The organism is Leptospira wolffii serovar Khorat str. Khorat-H2, from assembly GCF_000306115.2.
GTDB lineage: Bacteria > Spirochaetota > Leptospiria > Leptospirales > Leptospiraceae > Leptospira_B > Leptospira_B wolffii.
In genome coordinates this window covers 101,912-118,100 of the sequence record NZ_AKWX02000020.1, presented here as the reverse complement: position 1 = coordinate 118,100, position 16,189 = coordinate 101,912, and the positions used below count along the sequence as shown (strand labels likewise).

Genomic DNA, 16,189 nt, shown 5'->3' with positions numbered 1-16,189 from the left:
TGGGGGAAAAATGTGATTAAATTAACAGGGTAAACCTTTATTTTTAACATAAATATTTAAGGTGATAGCCTTATGAAATTTATGACCCTCCAGATGGATTAATTAGACCGGAAATTCTCCGCATTGCAAAAGGTGGAAAAGTTTTCCGCCCCACCGAGCGGCTGGATATATGCCATCCGCACCGCTCTTGGTATGACCTTAAAGTAACTGGGAACCAGAATGGGAATCTCGCCGCAAAGCGTCAGAGAAATGGATGCTAGGGAAAAGGCGGGGACCGTTTCCTTAAAGGTTCTTAAGCAATTCGGAGAGTCTATGGATATGAAACTCGTTTACGGACTCATTCCAGCTCGAAAGTCGTTGCAGCAGATCCTGGAAGACCGTGCTCTCGAAATCGCTACGGAAATCGTCATGAGGACTTCCGTAAATATGCAGCTTGAGGGACAGAAAAATTCTCCCCAAAGATTGGAAAAAGCGATTCGGACTCAAGCCAAAGAAATTCTAGAAAAAAGGCCCAAATATTTATGGGACTCGACGATGATCCGCTTTGCGAGATCTTAACTCATTTGCTATTACGAATCGATTTCGATCTATCGAGTATTTTCAGAATCATCCGCTCGCTTGGTGGGAAATCTTAGGATATAAGCGATTACACAGATTCCGATGACCGCCATTCCGATTCGAACGGCAAGGATGGGCGCAAAGATCGCACTGACGGTCATAGTGATTACGATTGAGGAAACGGAGATGATTTTGGCCCGAAGCGGAATCGCTTTATGAATCCTCCAATCTCGGATAAAGGACCCGAAATACTTATTATTCATGAGCCAATTATAAAACTTTTGAGAAGCCCGAGCGTAACAGGCTGCCGTCAATAATAGAAACGGAGTAGTCGGGAGTACGGGGGTAAAGATTCCGACGATTCCCAGAACCAAAGAAACGGTTCCTATAAAGACCAGGCCAAAACGGATTACTCTAGATTTATGAAGTCGAACTTCGTCGCTATAATCTTTGAATTCTCGGGACAAGAGAGTCCTCCTTCTTTTCGATCCGAAAAGGTGGCTATAAAAAAAGGGAAGGTTAAAACCTTCCCTTTTGCAAGAATCATTTCTACTCTTAGAGTAAAACGATCAGGTATCTTTCAGAGCGGTTACGATCTCTTGGGTCGCCTTCTTACCGTCTTGGAAATACATTAAGCAATTTTCCTGGATGAAGAGAGGGTTAGGAACTCCGGCAAATCCGGGACTCAAAGAGCGTTTGATTACGATGATCGTTTTTGCCTTGTCTACGTCCAAAATCGGCATACCGGCAATAGGAGATCCCGGATCAGTTTTAGCTAGAGGGTTCACTACGTCGTTCGCTCCGTTGATGATGACGACATCAACGGTATTGAAGGTAGGATTGATCTCGTCCATTTCCTTCATTTTATCGTAAGGAATATCCGCTTCCGCCAAAAGAACGTTCATGTGACCGGGCATCCTTCCGGCAACCGGATGGATAGCGAATTCTACTTCGATATTTTTATCGGTAAGTTGATTATACAATTCGCGAACCGCATGCTGCGCTTGAGCAACCGCCATTCCGTATCCCGGAACGATGACGACTCTTTGAGCCATATCCAGTAGCATAGCGACTTCTTCTGCGGAAGTGGCTTTGGTCTTACCAGCGTAAATGTCTCCGCTATCGGCAGAAGAAGTCGCGGCTCCTATTCCTCCGAATAGAACGTTCGGGAGAGAGCGGTTCATCGCCTTACACATAATTTGGGTAAGTAGAATTCCGGAAGCTCCTACGAGGGATCCGGAGATGATCAATACGTTGTTTCCTAATACGAATCCGGTTGCGGACGCCGCTAATCCGGAATAGGAGTTGAGAAGAGCGATTACGACAGGCATGTCGGCTCCTCCGATCGGGATCACCAGGAGCACTCCTAAAATGGAAGCTACCAGAACCACATACCAGTACCATTCTAAATTAGTAGGTTGGGTTACGTTCAGATATCCGAGATAGATGGCACCGATTAGAAAGAGAACTTTTACGATTTGGTCTCCGAAGTAGCGAACCGCTTTCTCGGAAATCAGTCCTTGGAGTTTTCCGAAAGCGACCAAGCTTCCCGTAAGAGTAACGGCACCGATGATACCGGTTGCCGCGGTGGAAATGGTGAACTGAAAGCTACTCAGCAATTCGGTGTTCTTGCCGGTCTCTATAATCTCCATAAGCGAGTTACCGCCCACTAGGAAGGATGCAAGTCCTCCGAGTCCGTTCAAGAGAGCCACGAGTTGCGGCATTCCTGTCATCTCCACTTTGAGAGCGATATAGGTGCCGATGGCGGTTCCTACGAGAATGGCGGACGCGATCAATATGATATCGCCTTGGGTGATGGTTCCGTATTCGAAGAATACTCCGAGTATCGCAAGGAACATACCTAAAGCACCAGTAAAGTTTCCTCGAACCGCAGTCTTAGGGTGCGAAAGTAACTTTAATCCGATGATAAAAAGGACACTGGAAACTAGATAAATAAGATTGATATATGCTTTTTCCATTTATGATTTAATCCTTTTTCTTGAACATTCCCAACATACGGTGGGTAACGACGAAACCACCGATTACGTTGATAGTTGCCGCAACGATGGCTATGAATCCCAGGATTTGAATGGCAATACTATGGGAAGCATGGAGAGTCAAGATAGCTCCGATGATCGTAATCCCGGAGATGGCGTTCGAGCCTGACATCAAAGGGGTGTGCAAAAGGGGAGGAATGCGGTTAATCACCTCGATTCCGACGAAAACTGCGATCAAAAATATCGTCAGGTAGCTTACGAACTGTTCCATATTAGCTTCCTAGGGACGGCTTCCGGCGGGAAATTCGTGAAAACCGGTGCCTTAAAATCTGTTCGTTCACTTTTCCGGGATGCCTGCTTCCTGAAAACCCTTTTTTCGAAGGAGGCAGGAGTCGCATTTTCCGCAAGGCTTCCCTTGGATCGGATCATAGCAGGAATGCGTCAAAGAGAAAGGAACTCCGAGTTTAGAACCGAGAAGAACGATCTCTTTCTTGTCCAGATGCTGCAAGGGGGTTCGAATTTCTAACGGTCTTCCTTCGGCACCCATCTTAGTTCCCAAACGAACCGCTTCCGCGTAAGCGCGAATGAATTCCGGTCTGCAATCCGGATAGCCGGAGTAATCCAAGGCGTTGACTCCGATGTACAATCTTTCCGCTCCGATTCCTTCCGCCAAGGATACGCCGAATGATAGAAATAGAATATTACGTCCCGGGACGTAGGTATTCGGTATCTTCTTATCTCCTAATGCGTTCTTGGGAACTTTGATCCTTCTTTCGGTTAAGGAGGAACCCAGGAAGAATTCCGGTTGGAGCTTTTGGATCATATGAGGGACTTGCAGAAGTTTGGCGATCTTCTTAGCGGACTTCAATTCTTCCCTATGCCTTTGGTTATAATCGAAGGAAAGTGCGGTAGGAGAATAACCGTCTTCGATACATTGGTATAGGCAGGTGGTTGAATCCAAGCCTCCCGAAAAAAGGACTACTGCCTTCGGTAAAGCGGAACTATTTCGAACGCCGTTAGATTTCCTAGGAGTCGCCATAAAGACTTAGACTTTCTTGGAAGGACCTTCGTAAACACAGGCGCTTGTGCAGGTTTCGTTTAATGTAATCTTGTATAAAAGAGGTAACTGCGGCTTGATTCTTTGCCAAAGCCAGATGCTGATATTTTCGCTGGTCGGATTTTCCAAACCTTGAATTTCGTTTAATAGATAATGGTCTAGATAATTTTCAAGTAAAGGCTTTATAACCTTACTTACTTCCGCAAAATCCATAAGCCATCCCGTATGAGGATCGATCTGGCCTTTCAAATGCACTTTGAATCGGAAACTATGTCCGTGCATTCTCTTGCATTTATGGCCTTCCGGAAGATTTGGAAGATAATGAGCTGCGTCGAAGCGAAATTCTTTTGTTAGTTCTATTTCTTCCATGTAGATGAGGACGATCTAGAAGATCCGTAGCGGGTTATGGGGAAATTTCCGGAACGGAGAGAAAAAGCGGAGCGTAGAAGCGAGACCGGGTTTTGTAAAAGCCGGTCTCCCGAAAAAAGACTCTATTATTTCTTTACCAATTCTTTTAGAATCTCTTGGCGTTTCTGATCTTTTTGGGTTTCGTTCAAAACCAGCCACTCGCGCTTGATTTGCTTGTCGCTGATGCCTTTGGCCTCGGCGTATTTTTTGAGAAGCTTTGCAGTCTTTTGGTTCATACCAGACCAAATTCCGGGCAGAACTTCCTCTGTCAAGTAGAGAAGGCAGGTAGAAGCCCCGGTAAACCCCTCTTTTCAGGCTAGAATCCGGTTTTGGGTAGGGCATTGGTGATTTTTAAATTATGTCTCTTTGACCGATTGGCGATACGGATTTTTCTTTTCCAGGATCGGTTTCACGTTAGATAACGTTCTCTATTGATTATGAATTTGAAATATATCTATTTTCTGTTGTTTGTATGTATTGTATCCGCTTGTAACAAATGCGAGACGAAGAAATCCAACCCTTCCGCTTGCCTTGTGTTATTACAGGAGGACCAGAGATGTGCGGAGGCTCTCCCTCCCGGTAGTACTTATATAGATTACTGTAGCGGATTGCAGTATGCCGCCAGAGAATTATGCATGCCCACAAAGGAATGCAATTCTTCTCTAGATTAACATTCCTGGTAGGGGCATTCGGCGCCTTCCGGTTCCACTTCTACGGTAGCATGGGGGATCCGGAATTCCTTTGTAATTTCCCGGATTTTCTCCTTTAGTTTTTGAGCCTGAGAAATGGAACTTCCTTTGACTCCTACGTGCAGAGTCAAGACATGATAATCCCCGTCCATGGACCAAAGATGTAGATCGTGTACGGATTGAACGCCTTTGATACCGAGTATGCGTGTCTCCAATTCCTTGGTGTCGATCCCTTCGGGAGATGATTGCAAATGTAGCAAAAGTATCTTTCTTAAATTTCGGAAAGATTGAAATCCCACCCAGAGAGAAATGAGTATGGAAAGGCTAGGATCCACCCATGCCCATCCGAAAAGAATTACGGCTATACTTCCGATTAATACCGCAACCCAACCCAATACGTCTTCCAATAGATGTAAGAATGCGGTCCTTGCGTTCAGCCCGCTAATACCTTTCATTTTAAAGAGAGCGGCACCGTTGACTGCGACGCCTAATATGGATAATCCTAACATTCCCCAGCCGTTTGGAACGGTCGCTTCCTGTAATTTACCGATCGCGAATGCGAAGATGGCGAAAGAGCCTAAAAATAAAACTAAGGAATTCACTAAGGCCGCGGAAAGACTTAATCTCTTGTAACCGAATGTGAAAGTTTGAGTTCTCGGCTTGGCGGCGATTTTTTGAAAGATCCAGGCTAGGGCGAGAAAGCCGCTGTCTCCTAAATCGTGAAGGGAATCGGATAGAATAGCGAGGCTATCGAAGAAGTATCCTCCTACAAGCTCTATAAAAGCGAATCCGAAGTTCAAAAGGAAAGCGTAAAGAAAAGCCCGGGAACTCTCCGGAGCATGGGAATGAGAATGTCCATCGGAAGAATGCGAATGATCATGACCATGGTGAGAGTGATGGTGATGTCCGTGCATGGATCTAAATTACCGAATCTATGAAATTAGACCAGCTTCTTTTTGGGAAATTGGTTGCAGGATAACGGGTTCTCTTTATCGATAAGAGCAAGCTATGAGCGATTTCGAAAAAGCCGCCGGATTAGCGGAGATCCAAAAAGAAGTAACCCCTTGCACGAGATGCAAACTTAGCACTACTCGGACCCAAACCGTTTTTGGAGAAGGTAATCCGAATGCGGAGGTTATGTTTATCGGAGAGGGTCCAGGTAAACAAGAGGATTTGACCGGTCGTCCCTTTGTTGGCAAGGCAGGGGAACTTTTGACCCGAATTATAGAAAGAGGGATGGGTGTTCCAAGAGACCGAGTGTACATCGCGAATATTACGAAATGCCGTCCTACTGTAGATATGAAATTCGAAAAGGATCGTCCTCCGGACGACGAGGAAGTGATCGCCTGTTCTCCTTTTTTGCTCCGACAGATTGCGATCCTCCAGCCCAAGGTCATTATCACTTTAGGGAATCCTTCCACTCGATTCATTTTAAGAACTAAGGAAGGCATTACGAAATTAAGGGGACATTGGGGAGATTTTCACGGGATTCCCGTCATGCCTACTTACCACCCCAGTTTCGTTATACGAAATGGAGGAGATAATAGCCCCTTAAAAAGGGAAGTCTGGGAAGATATTAAAAAAGTCTTGGACCGTCTGGGTTGGCCTCGTCCCGGATAGATTCCTTAGAAGGGAATTTACTTCGACGGGAAAAGGTTTCGGGCCGCTTAACAAATAGTTTCTTGCTCGTTACAAAACTCGTATCAATCTTGGCGCTCTACTCGGGGAACATAAGGCTTCGGATTTTTCCGGATTTCTTTTTATCGGCGCGTATTTTAGGAGAAAGGAATGGAAGCGACTGAATCCAATCGTTTGAAATTCGACGGCGACGGCTGGGAATTGCTGAAGCTTTATTTGTTTAACGCGCTTGCGACTATCTCTACTCTAGGGATTTATTCTTTTTGGGCGCGAGTCAAGGTCTTTCGTTACTTACGTAATCATTTGATTTTTTTCGGGCAAAGATTCGATTATCACGCTACGGGTAAGGAACGTCTGATCGGATTTATAAAAGCTGCTCCTGTCGCGTTGATCTATTATTTCGCTTTGAAGATTCCTTTGGATTATGCATTGCCGGAGGATTATAAGCAGTACGCTCCATACGGTGCGATTCTTATCATGTTTTATACGTTATTGCCTTTTATATATATCGGCCGAACTAGATACAATTTAAGTAGGACATCCTACAATAATATCCGCTTCCATTTTTCGGGTAGAGTTTCCGAAGTCGTTCGAATCTTTCTTTTAGGGATTCCTCTTATCGTTCTGACTCTAGGGATCTACGCTCCTTGGTTTTCGATCCGTCTGCAGAAATTCGACAAGGAAAATACGTATTACGGAACCGTTCCTTTCAGCTTCGACGGAATCGGAACCGATCTACTTTGGATCCATTTGAAAGGTATCTTCTTCAGTATTCTCACTTGCGGGATCTTTGTCTTTTGGTGGCAGGCCAATATTAAGAATTATTACTGGAATCATACCTTGGTAAACGGAATCCGTTTCAAAGGAGATCTTAGAGGAGAAGATATCATGGTTTATACCATTTTGTCCTATCTTCTTCTCTTCTTTACGGTATTGATTGCGGCTCCTTGGGTCGCCGTCATTTGGTTGAAATTGTATTTGGAATCAGTTTCCATCGAAGTAAAGCCGGACCTGAATCATGTGGGAGCGGGATTCGATGTGGGGGCCTCCGCTCTGGCGGAAGGATTTGAAAGCGCTCTCGAGGCAATCGCGGAAATTTTCGACTGACAGCGGATTCGATTTTCTTATGAAAGATAAACTTTACGACGGCAAGACCCCGATTCCTTCGGAAGGTACATTGGAATGCGATTTGGATTTCGTCACTTTTCGAAGCAGATCCAAGAAATTCAATTTTCCTTATTCCGATATCCTTTCCTTGGAAAAGCTAGGAAAAGAATACAGAATGGAGATCAGAAATCCTGCGGATAAATTCGTGGGATTCATGCTTGTTTTTCATTCCGAGGAAGTATATAAAACCATTCTCGCAAACCAGAGCATTCGAAAAGGTTCCGGAATCTTCTCCCTTTGGTTGAATTCTAAGTTCGTGGTCAAAATCGCAGTGCTTCTGGTTACTGCAGTAATCGCATTCTTCACATATAGCAAAGTTACTTCCTACGCGTATGTTCTCGTGCCCTTAGGATACGATAAAGAACAGTCCAAAATCATGTCCGGATGGCTCAGAGACTATTTACCCGAATGTAAATCCCCTAGCTTAAATTCGGCGGTCAAAAAGATAAGCTCGAAGCTGAAGGAAAAGGACGATCCTTTCGAATACGATATAATCATCGTGGATAAGGAAGTCTTCAACGCGTTCGCCATGCCCGGAGGAACCATCGTTTTATTTACGGATCTGATTTCCAAAACGGATTCTCCGGAAGAATTGGCCGGAGTAATGGCCCACGAAATGGCTCATATCCATAAACGACATGGAGTTCGCAGGCAAATTAGATCGGCAGCTAACGTGGTTCTTCTTTCCATGGGTATCGGAGCGGGTTTCGAAGGGGTGGATACTCTCGAAAATATGGATACGCTTTACGAAGTCATCGGCGTGGCGGTATTCGACCAAAAATTTTCCAGAGAATACGAAAGCGAAGCCGACGAGATCGCCTTGGATAAGCTAAAGAATTCCAAAATCGGAGCCTCGGGTTTCTTGAGTTTTTTCGAAAGGTTAAAAGAGGAATACGAGACTCCTGCGGAAGGAGAAGAGAATAAAACCAAGATCCCGGATTTCATGAGTTCTCATCCGTCTACGGACGATCGGATCCAAAATGTGAAGAATGCGATATCCTTGCCCGGCTATCCTAAGGGAGGTTTGGGAATCGGTAGGAAGGAGTGGAATCGGATCAAGAATCTTTGCGATCCGAGTACTCCTCCCAAGCAATTGAAGATGGAAATCTTCGATTGATTGTTTTTAAATCTAAGAGATCATTCTCCCTTCTTCTTTCCTAACCAGTCCGCGATTCTTTGGTAGATCGTCGAAGGCGCGTCTTCGTGCGCGAATAAGGACAGGTGATCGTAATCGATGGCCGCTCCGTTATCTCTTCCCGCCTCGTAGTATTGTGAGAATCCTCTTTTTCTACGATACACGGGGTGAATGGATTCCGCTGTGGCAACGCTGTCTATCTTTCCGGCTATGAATAATGTAGGAAAATCCATGGCTTCGAATTCTGACCATACTTTCGGATTTTCTTCCAGTGAGGGGAGGTAATTCCAGAGAGTCTGGTAAAGGTAAAGAGTGGTCGGATTGTCCTCGTCCAAGGAAATATATTTGGAGCAGAAGCTTTCCTTATTCTTACAGGAATTGGAAAGATCGGTCCCGAATTTTTTTTCCTTCTTCATATCGTCCAGGAAACTGTCGGTATACTTATAATCCATTCCGGTTCCTAAGAAGAACGCTTTCGCTATGGAAGGATCTTTTTTGGTTCGAATATAATGAAGAATCGCCTGTCCTCCCAAAGAGACTCCTCCGAGGATATATTCTTTTTTGCCCGTGACTTTTTGGATTTGGGAAACTGCCTGAGGGATGAGTTTCTCGCCTATTTCCTTCAAGTCGATTCCGGGGTAGGTTTCGAAATGCAATAACCAAACCGAGAAACCGTTTCCGCTCAAGACTCCTATGAGTCCGTGGTAATCTCCCAGATACAGGGATTTCTTATTCACGAGAATAGGATCCAAAAGTAGAATAGGGGGTTGGTCCGAATTTACGTCCGAGAATGTGGTCAAATATACGTTATTCGCAATGTTTGCGGTCTGTTTTCTGAATTTTTCCTCGGTGATTACCGCATATCTCGTACAAGAGGATAAAACGGATATAAGAAGAAGTGTGAATGCTATTTTGAATTTCATGCTATGATCTCGAATTAGTTTCTTTTATTTAGCCATTGTAGGATCGTAGGAAAAATTTCCTCGTCCGCTCTCTTGCCCGTAACTAAATCCGTGTGGCCGTAATCCTCCGAATGCCCTTTTCCCTTCGAAGCGATGAATAAAGTCTTATCCGCGGTTCCGAGATTATCATAGACGTATCTGAGGGAATAAGTGAATCCTAATTTGTCCCTACGTCCTCCTACCAATAATACGGGTATTTTAATATTTCCTAATCCTTCCGCATAGTTCAATTTACCGTCTTCGGAGCGAAAGGATCCCGTTTCGATGACCTTTTCCATTTGTCTAGCTTCTCTTTTGGAAACCGTGGCGATGGAATCGGTGAAAATCCCGGAACGGATTTTAGGATCTATATTCGGTTCGTACCAGAAAATCTCTTCGAAGTATTTACGCGGAAAAATGGGCAGCCCCGTGCCTCCTCGAATCCCCGCCCAGGTTTCGGTAGGAACAACGAACCAAAGATTCAAGGCCCAAGTAAAACTGGACCAAAGGCTTAAAGCTCTATTAGGAGGATCCAAGATTGCCGGAGAACCGATCGCTACGAAGTTTGCGATTCTATTTTCTCCCAAGCTGCCCAGTCTCGCGTATTGGATCATTCCTCCCATACTATGTCCTACCCAATTTACCTTGTCCTTTCCGGTATTCTTCAGAACATATTGGATGGCCGTGTCGGCGTCCTGCTTGATATAATCGTCGATGGAATAATCGAAGGTCTTGGATCCGAAGAGTAGTCCCGGAGAACCTGCGGTTTGCTTGCCTCTCAGCTCCAAAAGCCACACGTCGTAACCTTCTCTCTGTAAGTTGGCGACGATGGAGGACTTTTCGTTTATCTTTAGATAGATTCGGTTTGCGATGAAGCCGTGACAAAGAATGACCGGATATTTTTTCGGATTGGATCCCGCAGCGGGAGGAAAATGTTCCATCGTGAGATCCCAATCGTCGCTCGTTTTAGGATGGGAGATTTCGCCGTTTAGGGCGATATTCGCCGAACAGGAGAAGAAGAAGGGCAGGAGTAACAGAGATGCCAGGAAAAAACGAAACATACCCGCGATGCTGCAATCTATCCCGAAGGAATCAAGGAAAATTCGAATCGAATTATACTAAGGTACTTTGAAGGCGAGCCAATCAGGGATTCAGCCTGTAAAAGGCCGAAAGATTCCTTTTAGAACTCTTTTTACAAAGGGAAAGAATCGGATTCTATGTAGTAAGGAGTTCCACCATCCGGTTGTGATGCAAAAGAAAGTGTCGTAAGGTTTCGTGTGGTGGATCCCGTGATGTTCGGGCGATAATATCAAACGACGATTCTGTAGAAATCGAACGAATCGATTGGGGGAATCTTGGTGCGCCCATTTATGGATTTGGTTCGTGAAGAATATTCCGACTAGCACCAAAAGCCAAAAGATTCTGCCCCAGGGAAAAGTATCCGATTGGATAGGAACGAAAAAGCAATAGAGGAGAATAGGGAGAGAGACTAGGCAATTATTCCCGTTAGTCTCCACGAAATCGTGTCTTGTAATTCCTTTAGGGTCCACATGGTGATCCCGGAAAGGAAAGATGAATGCGGGACCGATATACGGAGTATTCTCGTCTCCAAAACTGTCCCCTAAAAAGTGAACGAAACCGGAGATGAAATCCGCGCATATATAGGCGGCAAAGAAGATGGCGATTCCGACAAATATTAGAATCGAATAGGAATCCTTAAAATGAATAAGAGAGATCCGGCCGAATTTCCAAAAGGAAAGAACGGTAAATAATAGGAATAGTCCTAGGCTTAGAACTTCCACGAGTCTATGGATGCGAAACGGATAGGGGAAGAGCCGTCTAAGAATTCCCATGTCCTAAGATTCAGGAATATTGTAAGGTTTGCAAAAATTTTTTTCGTAAAATTCGCGGATTCGGAGATCGCTTTCTATGTCTTTAGAAGCCTTGGAGACGTAAGACGGGGGTCTAAAAAATTTCTATGTACTTCGGGCTATCGTGGTTGGTGTCGTTTTGTAGGAATTCCTTCAAAATTGAATCTTGGGCATCAAATCGGACCTTTTCATCTTTACCTATGAGGGAAAAAGAAAGGAGAATACCTTTCTAACCTATGATTCGGGAAAGATTGCGGAAAATATTATCCCCTCCCATATACATGGATGCGGAGAAGGCTGTATCCGTTAGGCTATTGTACGGCCTAATGACCGTTTCCTTTTCCGTCTCCGTTCTTTTTCGTATCGTTCATCCTTTCGTCGCGGATAAGCCCAAGGACACGTATTATTCGTTTTATATCATACCTTCCGCCGTGCTATTCTGCCACGTACTGGCCAAATTCGGAAGGATCAAACTAGGCACTCATATACTGGTCTTCCTACAATGGTTGGCGCTTTCCATAGTGATGCTACGGGAGACGGGGGTGCACGCGGTGGCGTTCTCCCTATTTATGGTGGTGATCACGTTATCCTCTCTTCTTCTTGGAAATTGGGTGGCTCTCGCATATACGATCGGTTCTATATTGGTCGGTTTTTGCAGCGTTTATTTCCGAATGCAAGGTTGGATTAAGCCTCTCCCTCCTATGCCGGGAGAATGGGCGGTTCTGACCGGAAACGCAATAGGCTTCTTCATGATACTAATCCTGCTGCGATTCGGGCTGGGAGGCTTCAAGAAAGTCCGGGAAGAATTGTCCAAAGCACATATAGGGGCCAAATTGGGAAGCTGGTCTTTGGACACGTCCAATCTGGAGCTGACATTATCCAAAGAATATAGAATTCTATTAGGGGAAACGAAAGCCAGAGAATCCGTAAGTATGAGCTTCGATTCTTTTCTATCTACGTATGTAGAAGAGGAGGAAAGGGAAAAATTACGAGAAATTCTGGCGGACGCAAGACGGAACAGAGAGGACAGGAATTTCTCCGTCGAATTTATTTACAGGGCAAAGGGAGTGGACGGCAAAATCCGATACATTCTGACCAAGGGGAAATATAACGATTCCTTTATGGGATTCGGTACCGGGCAGGATATCACGGAAAAGCATTTAGCGGAAGAGGATTTGAAGACGAGCCAAGAGCTATTTTCGAAAGTCTTTAAGCTAAGTCCTTACGCTACGTCCATATCCAATTACGAAGACGGAAAGTATCTGGATATCAACGACGGTTTTACCAAGATGTTCGGCTATACCCGAGACGACGCAGTGGGGACTACGAGCGTAGAATTGGGTCTTTGGCCGGATCCGGAAGTGCGGGATAGATATAAGGAAAAAATTATAAAAGAAGGGGTTCTTTTAAACGAGGAAACTTTCTTTCGAGCTAAGGATGGACGGCTGATTCTTTCCGAGTTTTCGAGTCGTTTCGTGGTAATCGACGGAACCATGCGGATGATCAATATCGTTAAGGATATTTCCGCGAGAAAGGAAGCGGAAGAATTAAGGTCCTTGAATAATGAGATCTCCGCAAGAAACGAGTTGATCGCGGCCCAAAAGAAAGAATTGGAATCCACTTTGGATAATTTGAAGAAGGCCCAAAATCAACTCATTCTCTCGGAAAAAATGGCCGCTCTGGGCCAGCTCGTAGCGGGAATCGCTCACGAAATCAATAATCCCATCGGAGTTATTCGCGCCGCAAACGAATCGGTTAAGAGTCATTTTCATAGATCCATGGAAAGAATGGAGGATGCCGCCTCGATCATCTCCAGATTGAACGAAAAATCCAAAGAGGACTTCCAATCCTTGATCCGCAAGGGCAGATATCATAAGGATATTCTTCCTCCTAAGGAAGCGAGGGCGAAGACCAAGATACTGGAAGCCAAGCTGAAGGATTTGGGAATCGCCGAGGCGAGAAATTTAGCGGAGGGTTTGGTGGATGTGGGCCTGGAATCCGCTCTGGAGGATTATCCCAGATTATTCACGGGTAAACACACCAAAGAGGTTCTACAATACGCAGTGGACGAGATTCAAGCTAGTAGGAGTTCCAACTTGATAGAAATGTCGGTGGATCGTACTTCTAAGATCGTCTATGCGCTTAAGAATTTTTCCCATTTCAGCGTGGGCGGTCCCAAGTCGGAAGTAAATTTGTTCGAGAGTGTGGATACCGTTCTCACCATCTATCAGAACCAGCTGAAGTCGGGCATAGAGATCGTAAAGGATTACGAAACTCTTCCGCCCATCCAGGCATACTCCGACGATCTACTGCACGTATGGACCAATCTTATCTATAACGCGATCCAAGCCATGGAATATAAGGGAACCTTAAAGATAGGGATCCAAAAATCGGGAGATAGCGAAACTCAAGTGCGGATCTCCGACTCAGGACCCGGAATTCCCGAAAATATCCAACCCAGAATTTTCGAACCTTTTTTTACTACCAAGGCTCCTGGAGAAGGTTCCGGTCTAGGGTTGGATATCGCTAAGAGAATCGTGGAAAATCATGGAGGCACGATCCGTTTCGAGACTTCTCCAAATGGAACGACCTTCTTCGTAAATTTGCCGAATTAATCCTAGTTATTTCTTCTTCAGAAATTTTTCGATCTTAGGACGAATTACGTAATGACAGTAAGGCTGACTAGGATTCGTTCTGAAATAGTTTTGGTGGTATCCTTCTCCCGGATGGAATTTTTCCAGAGGAACGATTTCCGTGACGATCGGAGACGAGAATTTGGACTGGGCGGAAGTCCTGGACTTCTCGGCGGTTTCCTTCTGCTCCGGGCTTTCATATAGTATGATACTTCTATATTGAGGACCTTCGTCGTTTCCTTGTCTATTACGCGTGGTAGGATCATGGGCCTCCCAGAAAATATCCAGGATACCTTGGAAAGAAATGATCTTGGGATCGAAACCGATGCGGATGACTTCCGCGTGACCGGTTAATCCCGTGCAAACCGATTTATAATTTGGGGAAGGATCCGAACCTCCCGCGTATCCGGAAACGATGGATTCTACTCCGTTTACGAGTTGGTAAATCGCTTCCACGCACCAAAAGCATCCTCCACCTAACGTAGCATATTCCAGATTCTCTTGATCCGACATTCTTCTCTCCTCGAGCGACTTCTATTAGAGCCTGATAAAAAACCGAAAAGTCGGGGCTCGGAACCGTTTTTCCGGAGTTTCTGAAAAAAAACGTCGGCATTATTGCTAGTTCCGGAACGGGAACCAAGTATGAAATGGAAATTAATCGTTAACCCCAAACCATTGAAGGCCAGATCTTCTAAGTCCCAATCGATTCCGGATACGCTTCCGGTTTGTACTTTGATTCTTGCGAACGTTTTATATAAGCGTTTTCGGAAGAATTGGAAGGGAACTCGCTCCGGAGCCCGCTGCCTAAACGAGCTACTTTCTTTGTATGCGAGCGAACTGGAGAAACGCAAAACGTTCAATCCGGATCCCCTGATTCTAAAATACCAAAGGAAAAAATCGAGACCCGGAAACGAATGGTCTAGATTGAATTTTCGACCTTCGGCATCGGACTGGGGAAAACTGGGACTATTGGCGAGGAAGCACGGAGTGTCACGTTGCTACCTTTTCAGTTATCTTTTGGAAAGATACTTTTCCGGAGAGTCCGAACCCAAGTCCGCTTCTAAAAAGGTCGCTTAGGTCCGGATCTATATTATTCCCTGGAATTTCTAAGAGGCTGGATCGGTTGTCCCGCCTGCAATCTGGCGATCTCGTCCTCCACGGATGCGAGTCGCTGGATGGAGGTATTTAAAAGTGCGGAGAAGAATTTGGGATTGGTCTGGCCGATCCGGTAGAACATTTCTTGGTCCAGAATTCCGATTTTGGATTTTTCGGAAACCACCTGGACCGTCGCCGCTCTGGGAACGTTATTTATGAGTGCGATTTCCCCGAAAAAGGAACCGGGTTCCATTTGTCGGACCACTCGAGTCTCTCCGTCGTAGCTTTTGCGTACTTCCACTGCTCCGGTAAACACGAAATACATCATTCCGTTGGAGGGATCTTTTTCCTTGAAGACGGTCTCTCCTAAAAGGTATGTTTTTACGGAAACATTATTAATAAAATCTAAAATATTCAGACTCATTCCGTTATCCTTGAGTAGTTTCCGCAGCGGCGGTTTCCGGAGAACTCTGAGCTTCCGTTTCCGTAGAGGAGGAACCGGTAAGTTCCGGGGACTTTTCTTTGGACTCGGTTCGGGTTCCCTTCTCCTCTTCTTCCTTACGATGCAATTCGGAGTAGATGGATTCCAATTTAGATTCTGCGCGATTCAATTTTTCGAAGGTATTCTTGAGAAGCATGAGAAGAAATTGCGGACTGGTTCTTTCCAGTTTTTCGAAGACGCCTTTATTGAGCACTCCGACCTTGGCGGATGGAGAAAGGACTTGAACCGACATGGACCTAGGTCTACCGGATATGAGGGCGATCTCACCGAAGAATTCTCCGGGAAACAGTTCTTTTACGGTCCTATCTTTTTCTTCGGGCCGATTTTTGCAGACCCTCAGTTGTCCTTGGAAAAGAAAATACATGTTTCCGTCGGATTCCTGTCCTTCCTTGAAAATGAAGGAATCTTTCTCGTATACTTTGGTAAAAACACTGTGTACGAAATCCAGAATTGTCGCCATGTTATGTGAGACGTAGGTTTCTCGGTAAATCCGAACTC

Annotated in this window: 19 protein-coding genes; 6 read left to right on the top strand and 13 right to left on the bottom strand. The window is 45.1% G+C overall.

Translation table 11 applies throughout. The features are described 5' to 3' along the window. Positions 1-219 precede the first annotated feature (219 nt). Positions 220-558 carry a helix-turn-helix domain-containing protein gene (locus LEP1GSC061_RS13800; RefSeq protein WP_016546317.1) on the top strand — a complete coding sequence of 113 codons (339 nt, stop codon included), beginning with the start codon at positions 220-222 and terminating at the stop codon, positions 556-558. A gap of 29 nt (positions 559-587) precedes the next feature. Here LEP1GSC061_RS13800 and LEP1GSC061_RS13795 read toward each other — a convergent pair whose 3' ends face one another. From LEP1GSC061_RS13795 to LEP1GSC061_RS13770, 7 genes are all read right to left on the bottom strand, one after another. Next, on the bottom strand, positions 588-1,025 hold the full coding sequence (locus tag LEP1GSC061_RS13795) for a YbaN family protein (protein WP_016546795.1): 438 nt from the start codon (positions 1,023-1,025) through the stop codon (positions 588-590). Positions 1,026-1,127: 102 nt separating this feature from the next. After that, a complete protein-coding gene (locus tag LEP1GSC061_RS13790; RefSeq protein ID WP_016546119.1) occupies positions 1,128-2,537 on the bottom strand; it encodes an NAD(P)(+) transhydrogenase (Re/Si-specific) subunit beta in 1,410 nt (469 codons plus the stop codon). Between the two features lie 7 nt (positions 2,538-2,544). Then, entirely contained in the window at positions 2,545-2,826 is a 282-nt protein-coding gene (locus tag LEP1GSC061_RS13785) for an NAD(P) transhydrogenase subunit alpha part 2 (protein WP_016546697.1), read from the bottom strand. Between the two features lie 66 nt (positions 2,827-2,892). Continuing rightward, on the bottom strand, positions 2,893-3,594 hold the full coding sequence (gene queC, locus LEP1GSC061_RS13780) for a 7-cyano-7-deazaguanine synthase QueC (RefSeq protein ID WP_016546813.1): 702 nt from the start codon (positions 3,592-3,594) through the stop codon (positions 2,893-2,895). Positions 3,595-3,600: 6 nt separating this feature from the next. Then, positions 3,601-3,981, bottom strand: coding sequence for a 6-carboxytetrahydropterin synthase QueD (gene queD / locus LEP1GSC061_RS13775; protein WP_016546435.1), 381 nt, complete (start codon positions 3,979-3,981; stop codon positions 3,601-3,603). 125 nt (positions 3,982-4,106) lie between these two features. Next, entirely contained in the window at positions 4,107-4,256 is a 150-nt protein-coding gene (locus LEP1GSC061_RS21700; RefSeq protein ID WP_016546597.1) for a hypothetical protein, read from the bottom strand. Between the two features lie 431 nt (positions 4,257-4,687). Further along, entirely contained in the window at positions 4,688-5,623 is a 936-nt protein-coding gene (locus LEP1GSC061_RS13770) for a cation diffusion facilitator family transporter (RefSeq protein WP_016546355.1), read from the bottom strand. A gap of 94 nt (positions 5,624-5,717) precedes the next feature. On the opposite strand from LEP1GSC061_RS13770, the gene LEP1GSC061_RS13765 reads away from it, so the two are divergent. The 3 genes from LEP1GSC061_RS13765 to LEP1GSC061_RS13755 all read left to right on the top strand — a co-directional run bounded on the left by LEP1GSC061_RS13765 (position 5,718) and on the right by LEP1GSC061_RS13755 (position 8,631). After that, positions 5,718-6,329, top strand: a complete 612-nt coding sequence (locus tag LEP1GSC061_RS13765) for a uracil-DNA glycosylase (protein ID WP_016546164.1) — start codon at positions 5,718-5,720, stop codon at positions 6,327-6,329. A gap of 168 nt (positions 6,330-6,497) precedes the next feature. After that, positions 6,498-7,454, top strand: a complete 957-nt coding sequence (locus LEP1GSC061_RS13760) for a YjgN family protein (RefSeq protein WP_016546316.1) — start codon at positions 6,498-6,500, stop codon at positions 7,452-7,454. 19 nt (positions 7,455-7,473) lie between these two features. Continuing rightward, positions 7,474-8,631: a M48 family metallopeptidase gene (locus LEP1GSC061_RS13755; protein ID WP_016546334.1), complete on the top strand. Its 1,158-nt coding sequence runs from the start codon at positions 7,474-7,476 to the stop codon at positions 8,629-8,631. Positions 8,632-8,651: 20 nt separating this feature from the next. Here LEP1GSC061_RS13755 and LEP1GSC061_RS13750 read toward each other — a convergent pair whose 3' ends face one another. From LEP1GSC061_RS13750 to LEP1GSC061_RS13740, 3 genes are all read right to left on the bottom strand, one after another. Further along, the gene (locus tag LEP1GSC061_RS13750; RefSeq protein ID WP_016546063.1) at positions 8,652-9,572 is read right to left on the bottom strand and encodes an alpha/beta fold hydrolase family protein; all 921 of its coding nucleotides are present in this window, start codon (positions 9,570-9,572) and stop codon (positions 8,652-8,654) included. Positions 9,573-9,586: 14 nt separating this feature from the next. Then, positions 9,587-10,672: an alpha/beta fold hydrolase gene (locus tag LEP1GSC061_RS13745; protein ID WP_415751836.1), complete on the bottom strand. Its 1,086-nt coding sequence runs from the start codon at positions 10,670-10,672 to the stop codon at positions 9,587-9,589. A gap of 69 nt (positions 10,673-10,741) precedes the next feature. Further along, on the bottom strand, positions 10,742-11,443 hold the full coding sequence (locus LEP1GSC061_RS13740; protein ID WP_016546728.1) for a fatty acid desaturase CarF family protein: 702 nt from the start codon (positions 11,441-11,443) through the stop codon (positions 10,742-10,744). A gap of 254 nt (positions 11,444-11,697) precedes the next feature. On the opposite strand from LEP1GSC061_RS13740, the gene LEP1GSC061_RS13735 reads away from it, so the two are divergent. Next, positions 11,698-14,076 (top strand): PAS domain-containing sensor histidine kinase, encoded by a 2,379-nt coding sequence (locus tag LEP1GSC061_RS13735; protein ID WP_016546872.1) that lies wholly within the window; start codon positions 11,698-11,700, stop codon positions 14,074-14,076. 6 nt (positions 14,077-14,082) lie between these two features. Here the strand turns inward: LEP1GSC061_RS13735 and msrA are convergent, their stop codons facing one another. Further along, the gene (msrA, locus tag LEP1GSC061_RS13730; RefSeq protein WP_198014276.1) at positions 14,083-14,589 is read right to left on the bottom strand and encodes a peptide-methionine (S)-S-oxide reductase MsrA; all 507 of its coding nucleotides are present in this window, start codon (positions 14,587-14,589) and stop codon (positions 14,083-14,085) included. Between the two features lie 147 nt (positions 14,590-14,736). On the opposite strand from msrA, the gene LEP1GSC061_RS13725 reads away from it, so the two are divergent. Beyond that, the gene (locus tag LEP1GSC061_RS13725; RefSeq protein WP_016546626.1) at positions 14,737-15,171 is read left to right on the top strand and encodes a DUF1564 family protein; all 435 of its coding nucleotides are present in this window, start codon (positions 14,737-14,739) and stop codon (positions 15,169-15,171) included. Between the two features lie 13 nt (positions 15,172-15,184). Here the strand turns inward: LEP1GSC061_RS13725 and LEP1GSC061_RS13720 are convergent, their stop codons facing one another. Together LEP1GSC061_RS13720 and LEP1GSC061_RS13715 are read right to left on the bottom strand one after the other, a co-directional pair. After that, a complete protein-coding gene (locus tag LEP1GSC061_RS13720) occupies positions 15,185-15,613 on the bottom strand; it encodes a cyclic nucleotide-binding domain-containing protein (RefSeq protein ID WP_016546130.1) in 429 nt (142 codons plus the stop codon). Between the two features lie 4 nt (positions 15,614-15,617). Beyond that, positions 15,618-16,151 (bottom strand): Crp/Fnr family transcriptional regulator, encoded by a 534-nt coding sequence (locus LEP1GSC061_RS13715; RefSeq protein WP_016545975.1) that lies wholly within the window; start codon positions 16,149-16,151, stop codon positions 15,618-15,620. Positions 16,152-16,189 lie beyond the last annotated feature (38 nt).

Excerpts from the sequence above, each read along its gene's own strand:
- LEP1GSC061_RS13785 (WP_016546697.1), bottom strand. The coding sequence starts at position 2,826 with ATGGAACAGTTCGTAAGCTACCTGACGATATTTTTGATCGCAGTTTTC.
- LEP1GSC061_RS13760 (WP_016546316.1), top strand. The coding sequence starts at position 6,498 with ATGGAAGCGACTGAATCCAATCGTTTGAAATTCGACGGCGACGGCTGG.
- LEP1GSC061_RS13790 (WP_016546119.1), bottom strand. The coding sequence starts at position 2,537 with ATGGAAAAAGCATATATCAATCTTATTTATCTAGTTTCCAGTGTCCTT.
- LEP1GSC061_RS21700 (WP_016546597.1), bottom strand. The coding sequence starts at position 4,256 with ATGAACCAAAAGACTGCAAAGCTTCTCAAAAAATACGCCGAGGCCAAA.
- LEP1GSC061_RS13800 (WP_016546317.1), top strand. The coding sequence starts at position 220 with ATGGGAATCTCGCCGCAAAGCGTCAGAGAAATGGATGCTAGGGAAAAG.
- queC (WP_016546813.1), bottom strand. The coding sequence starts at position 3,594 with ATGGCGACTCCTAGGAAATCTAACGGCGTTCGAAATAGTTCCGCTTTA.
- queD (WP_016546435.1), bottom strand. The coding sequence starts at position 3,981 with ATGGAAGAAATAGAACTAACAAAAGAATTTCGCTTCGACGCAGCTCAT.
- LEP1GSC061_RS13735 (WP_016546872.1), top strand. The coding sequence starts at position 11,698 with ATGATTCGGGAAAGATTGCGGAAAATATTATCCCCTCCCATATACATG.
- LEP1GSC061_RS13750 (WP_016546063.1), bottom strand. The coding sequence starts at position 9,572 with ATGAAATTCAAAATAGCATTCACACTTCTTCTTATATCCGTTTTATCC.
- LEP1GSC061_RS13715 (WP_016545975.1), bottom strand. The coding sequence starts at position 16,151 with ATGGCGACAATTCTGGATTTCGTACACAGTGTTTTTACCAAAGTATAC.
- LEP1GSC061_RS13740 (WP_016546728.1), bottom strand. The coding sequence starts at position 11,443 with ATGGGAATTCTTAGACGGCTCTTCCCCTATCCGTTTCGCATCCATAGA.
- LEP1GSC061_RS13720 (WP_016546130.1), bottom strand. The coding sequence starts at position 15,613 with ATGAGTCTGAATATTTTAGATTTTATTAATAATGTTTCCGTAAAAACA.
- LEP1GSC061_RS13770 (WP_016546355.1), bottom strand. The coding sequence starts at position 5,623 with ATGCACGGACATCACCATCACTCTCACCATGGTCATGATCATTCGCAT.
- LEP1GSC061_RS13765 (WP_016546164.1), top strand. The coding sequence starts at position 5,718 with ATGAGCGATTTCGAAAAAGCCGCCGGATTAGCGGAGATCCAAAAAGAA.
- LEP1GSC061_RS13725 (WP_016546626.1), top strand. The coding sequence starts at position 14,737 with ATGAAATGGAAATTAATCGTTAACCCCAAACCATTGAAGGCCAGATCT.
- LEP1GSC061_RS13755 (WP_016546334.1), top strand. The coding sequence starts at position 7,474 with ATGAAAGATAAACTTTACGACGGCAAGACCCCGATTCCTTCGGAAGGT.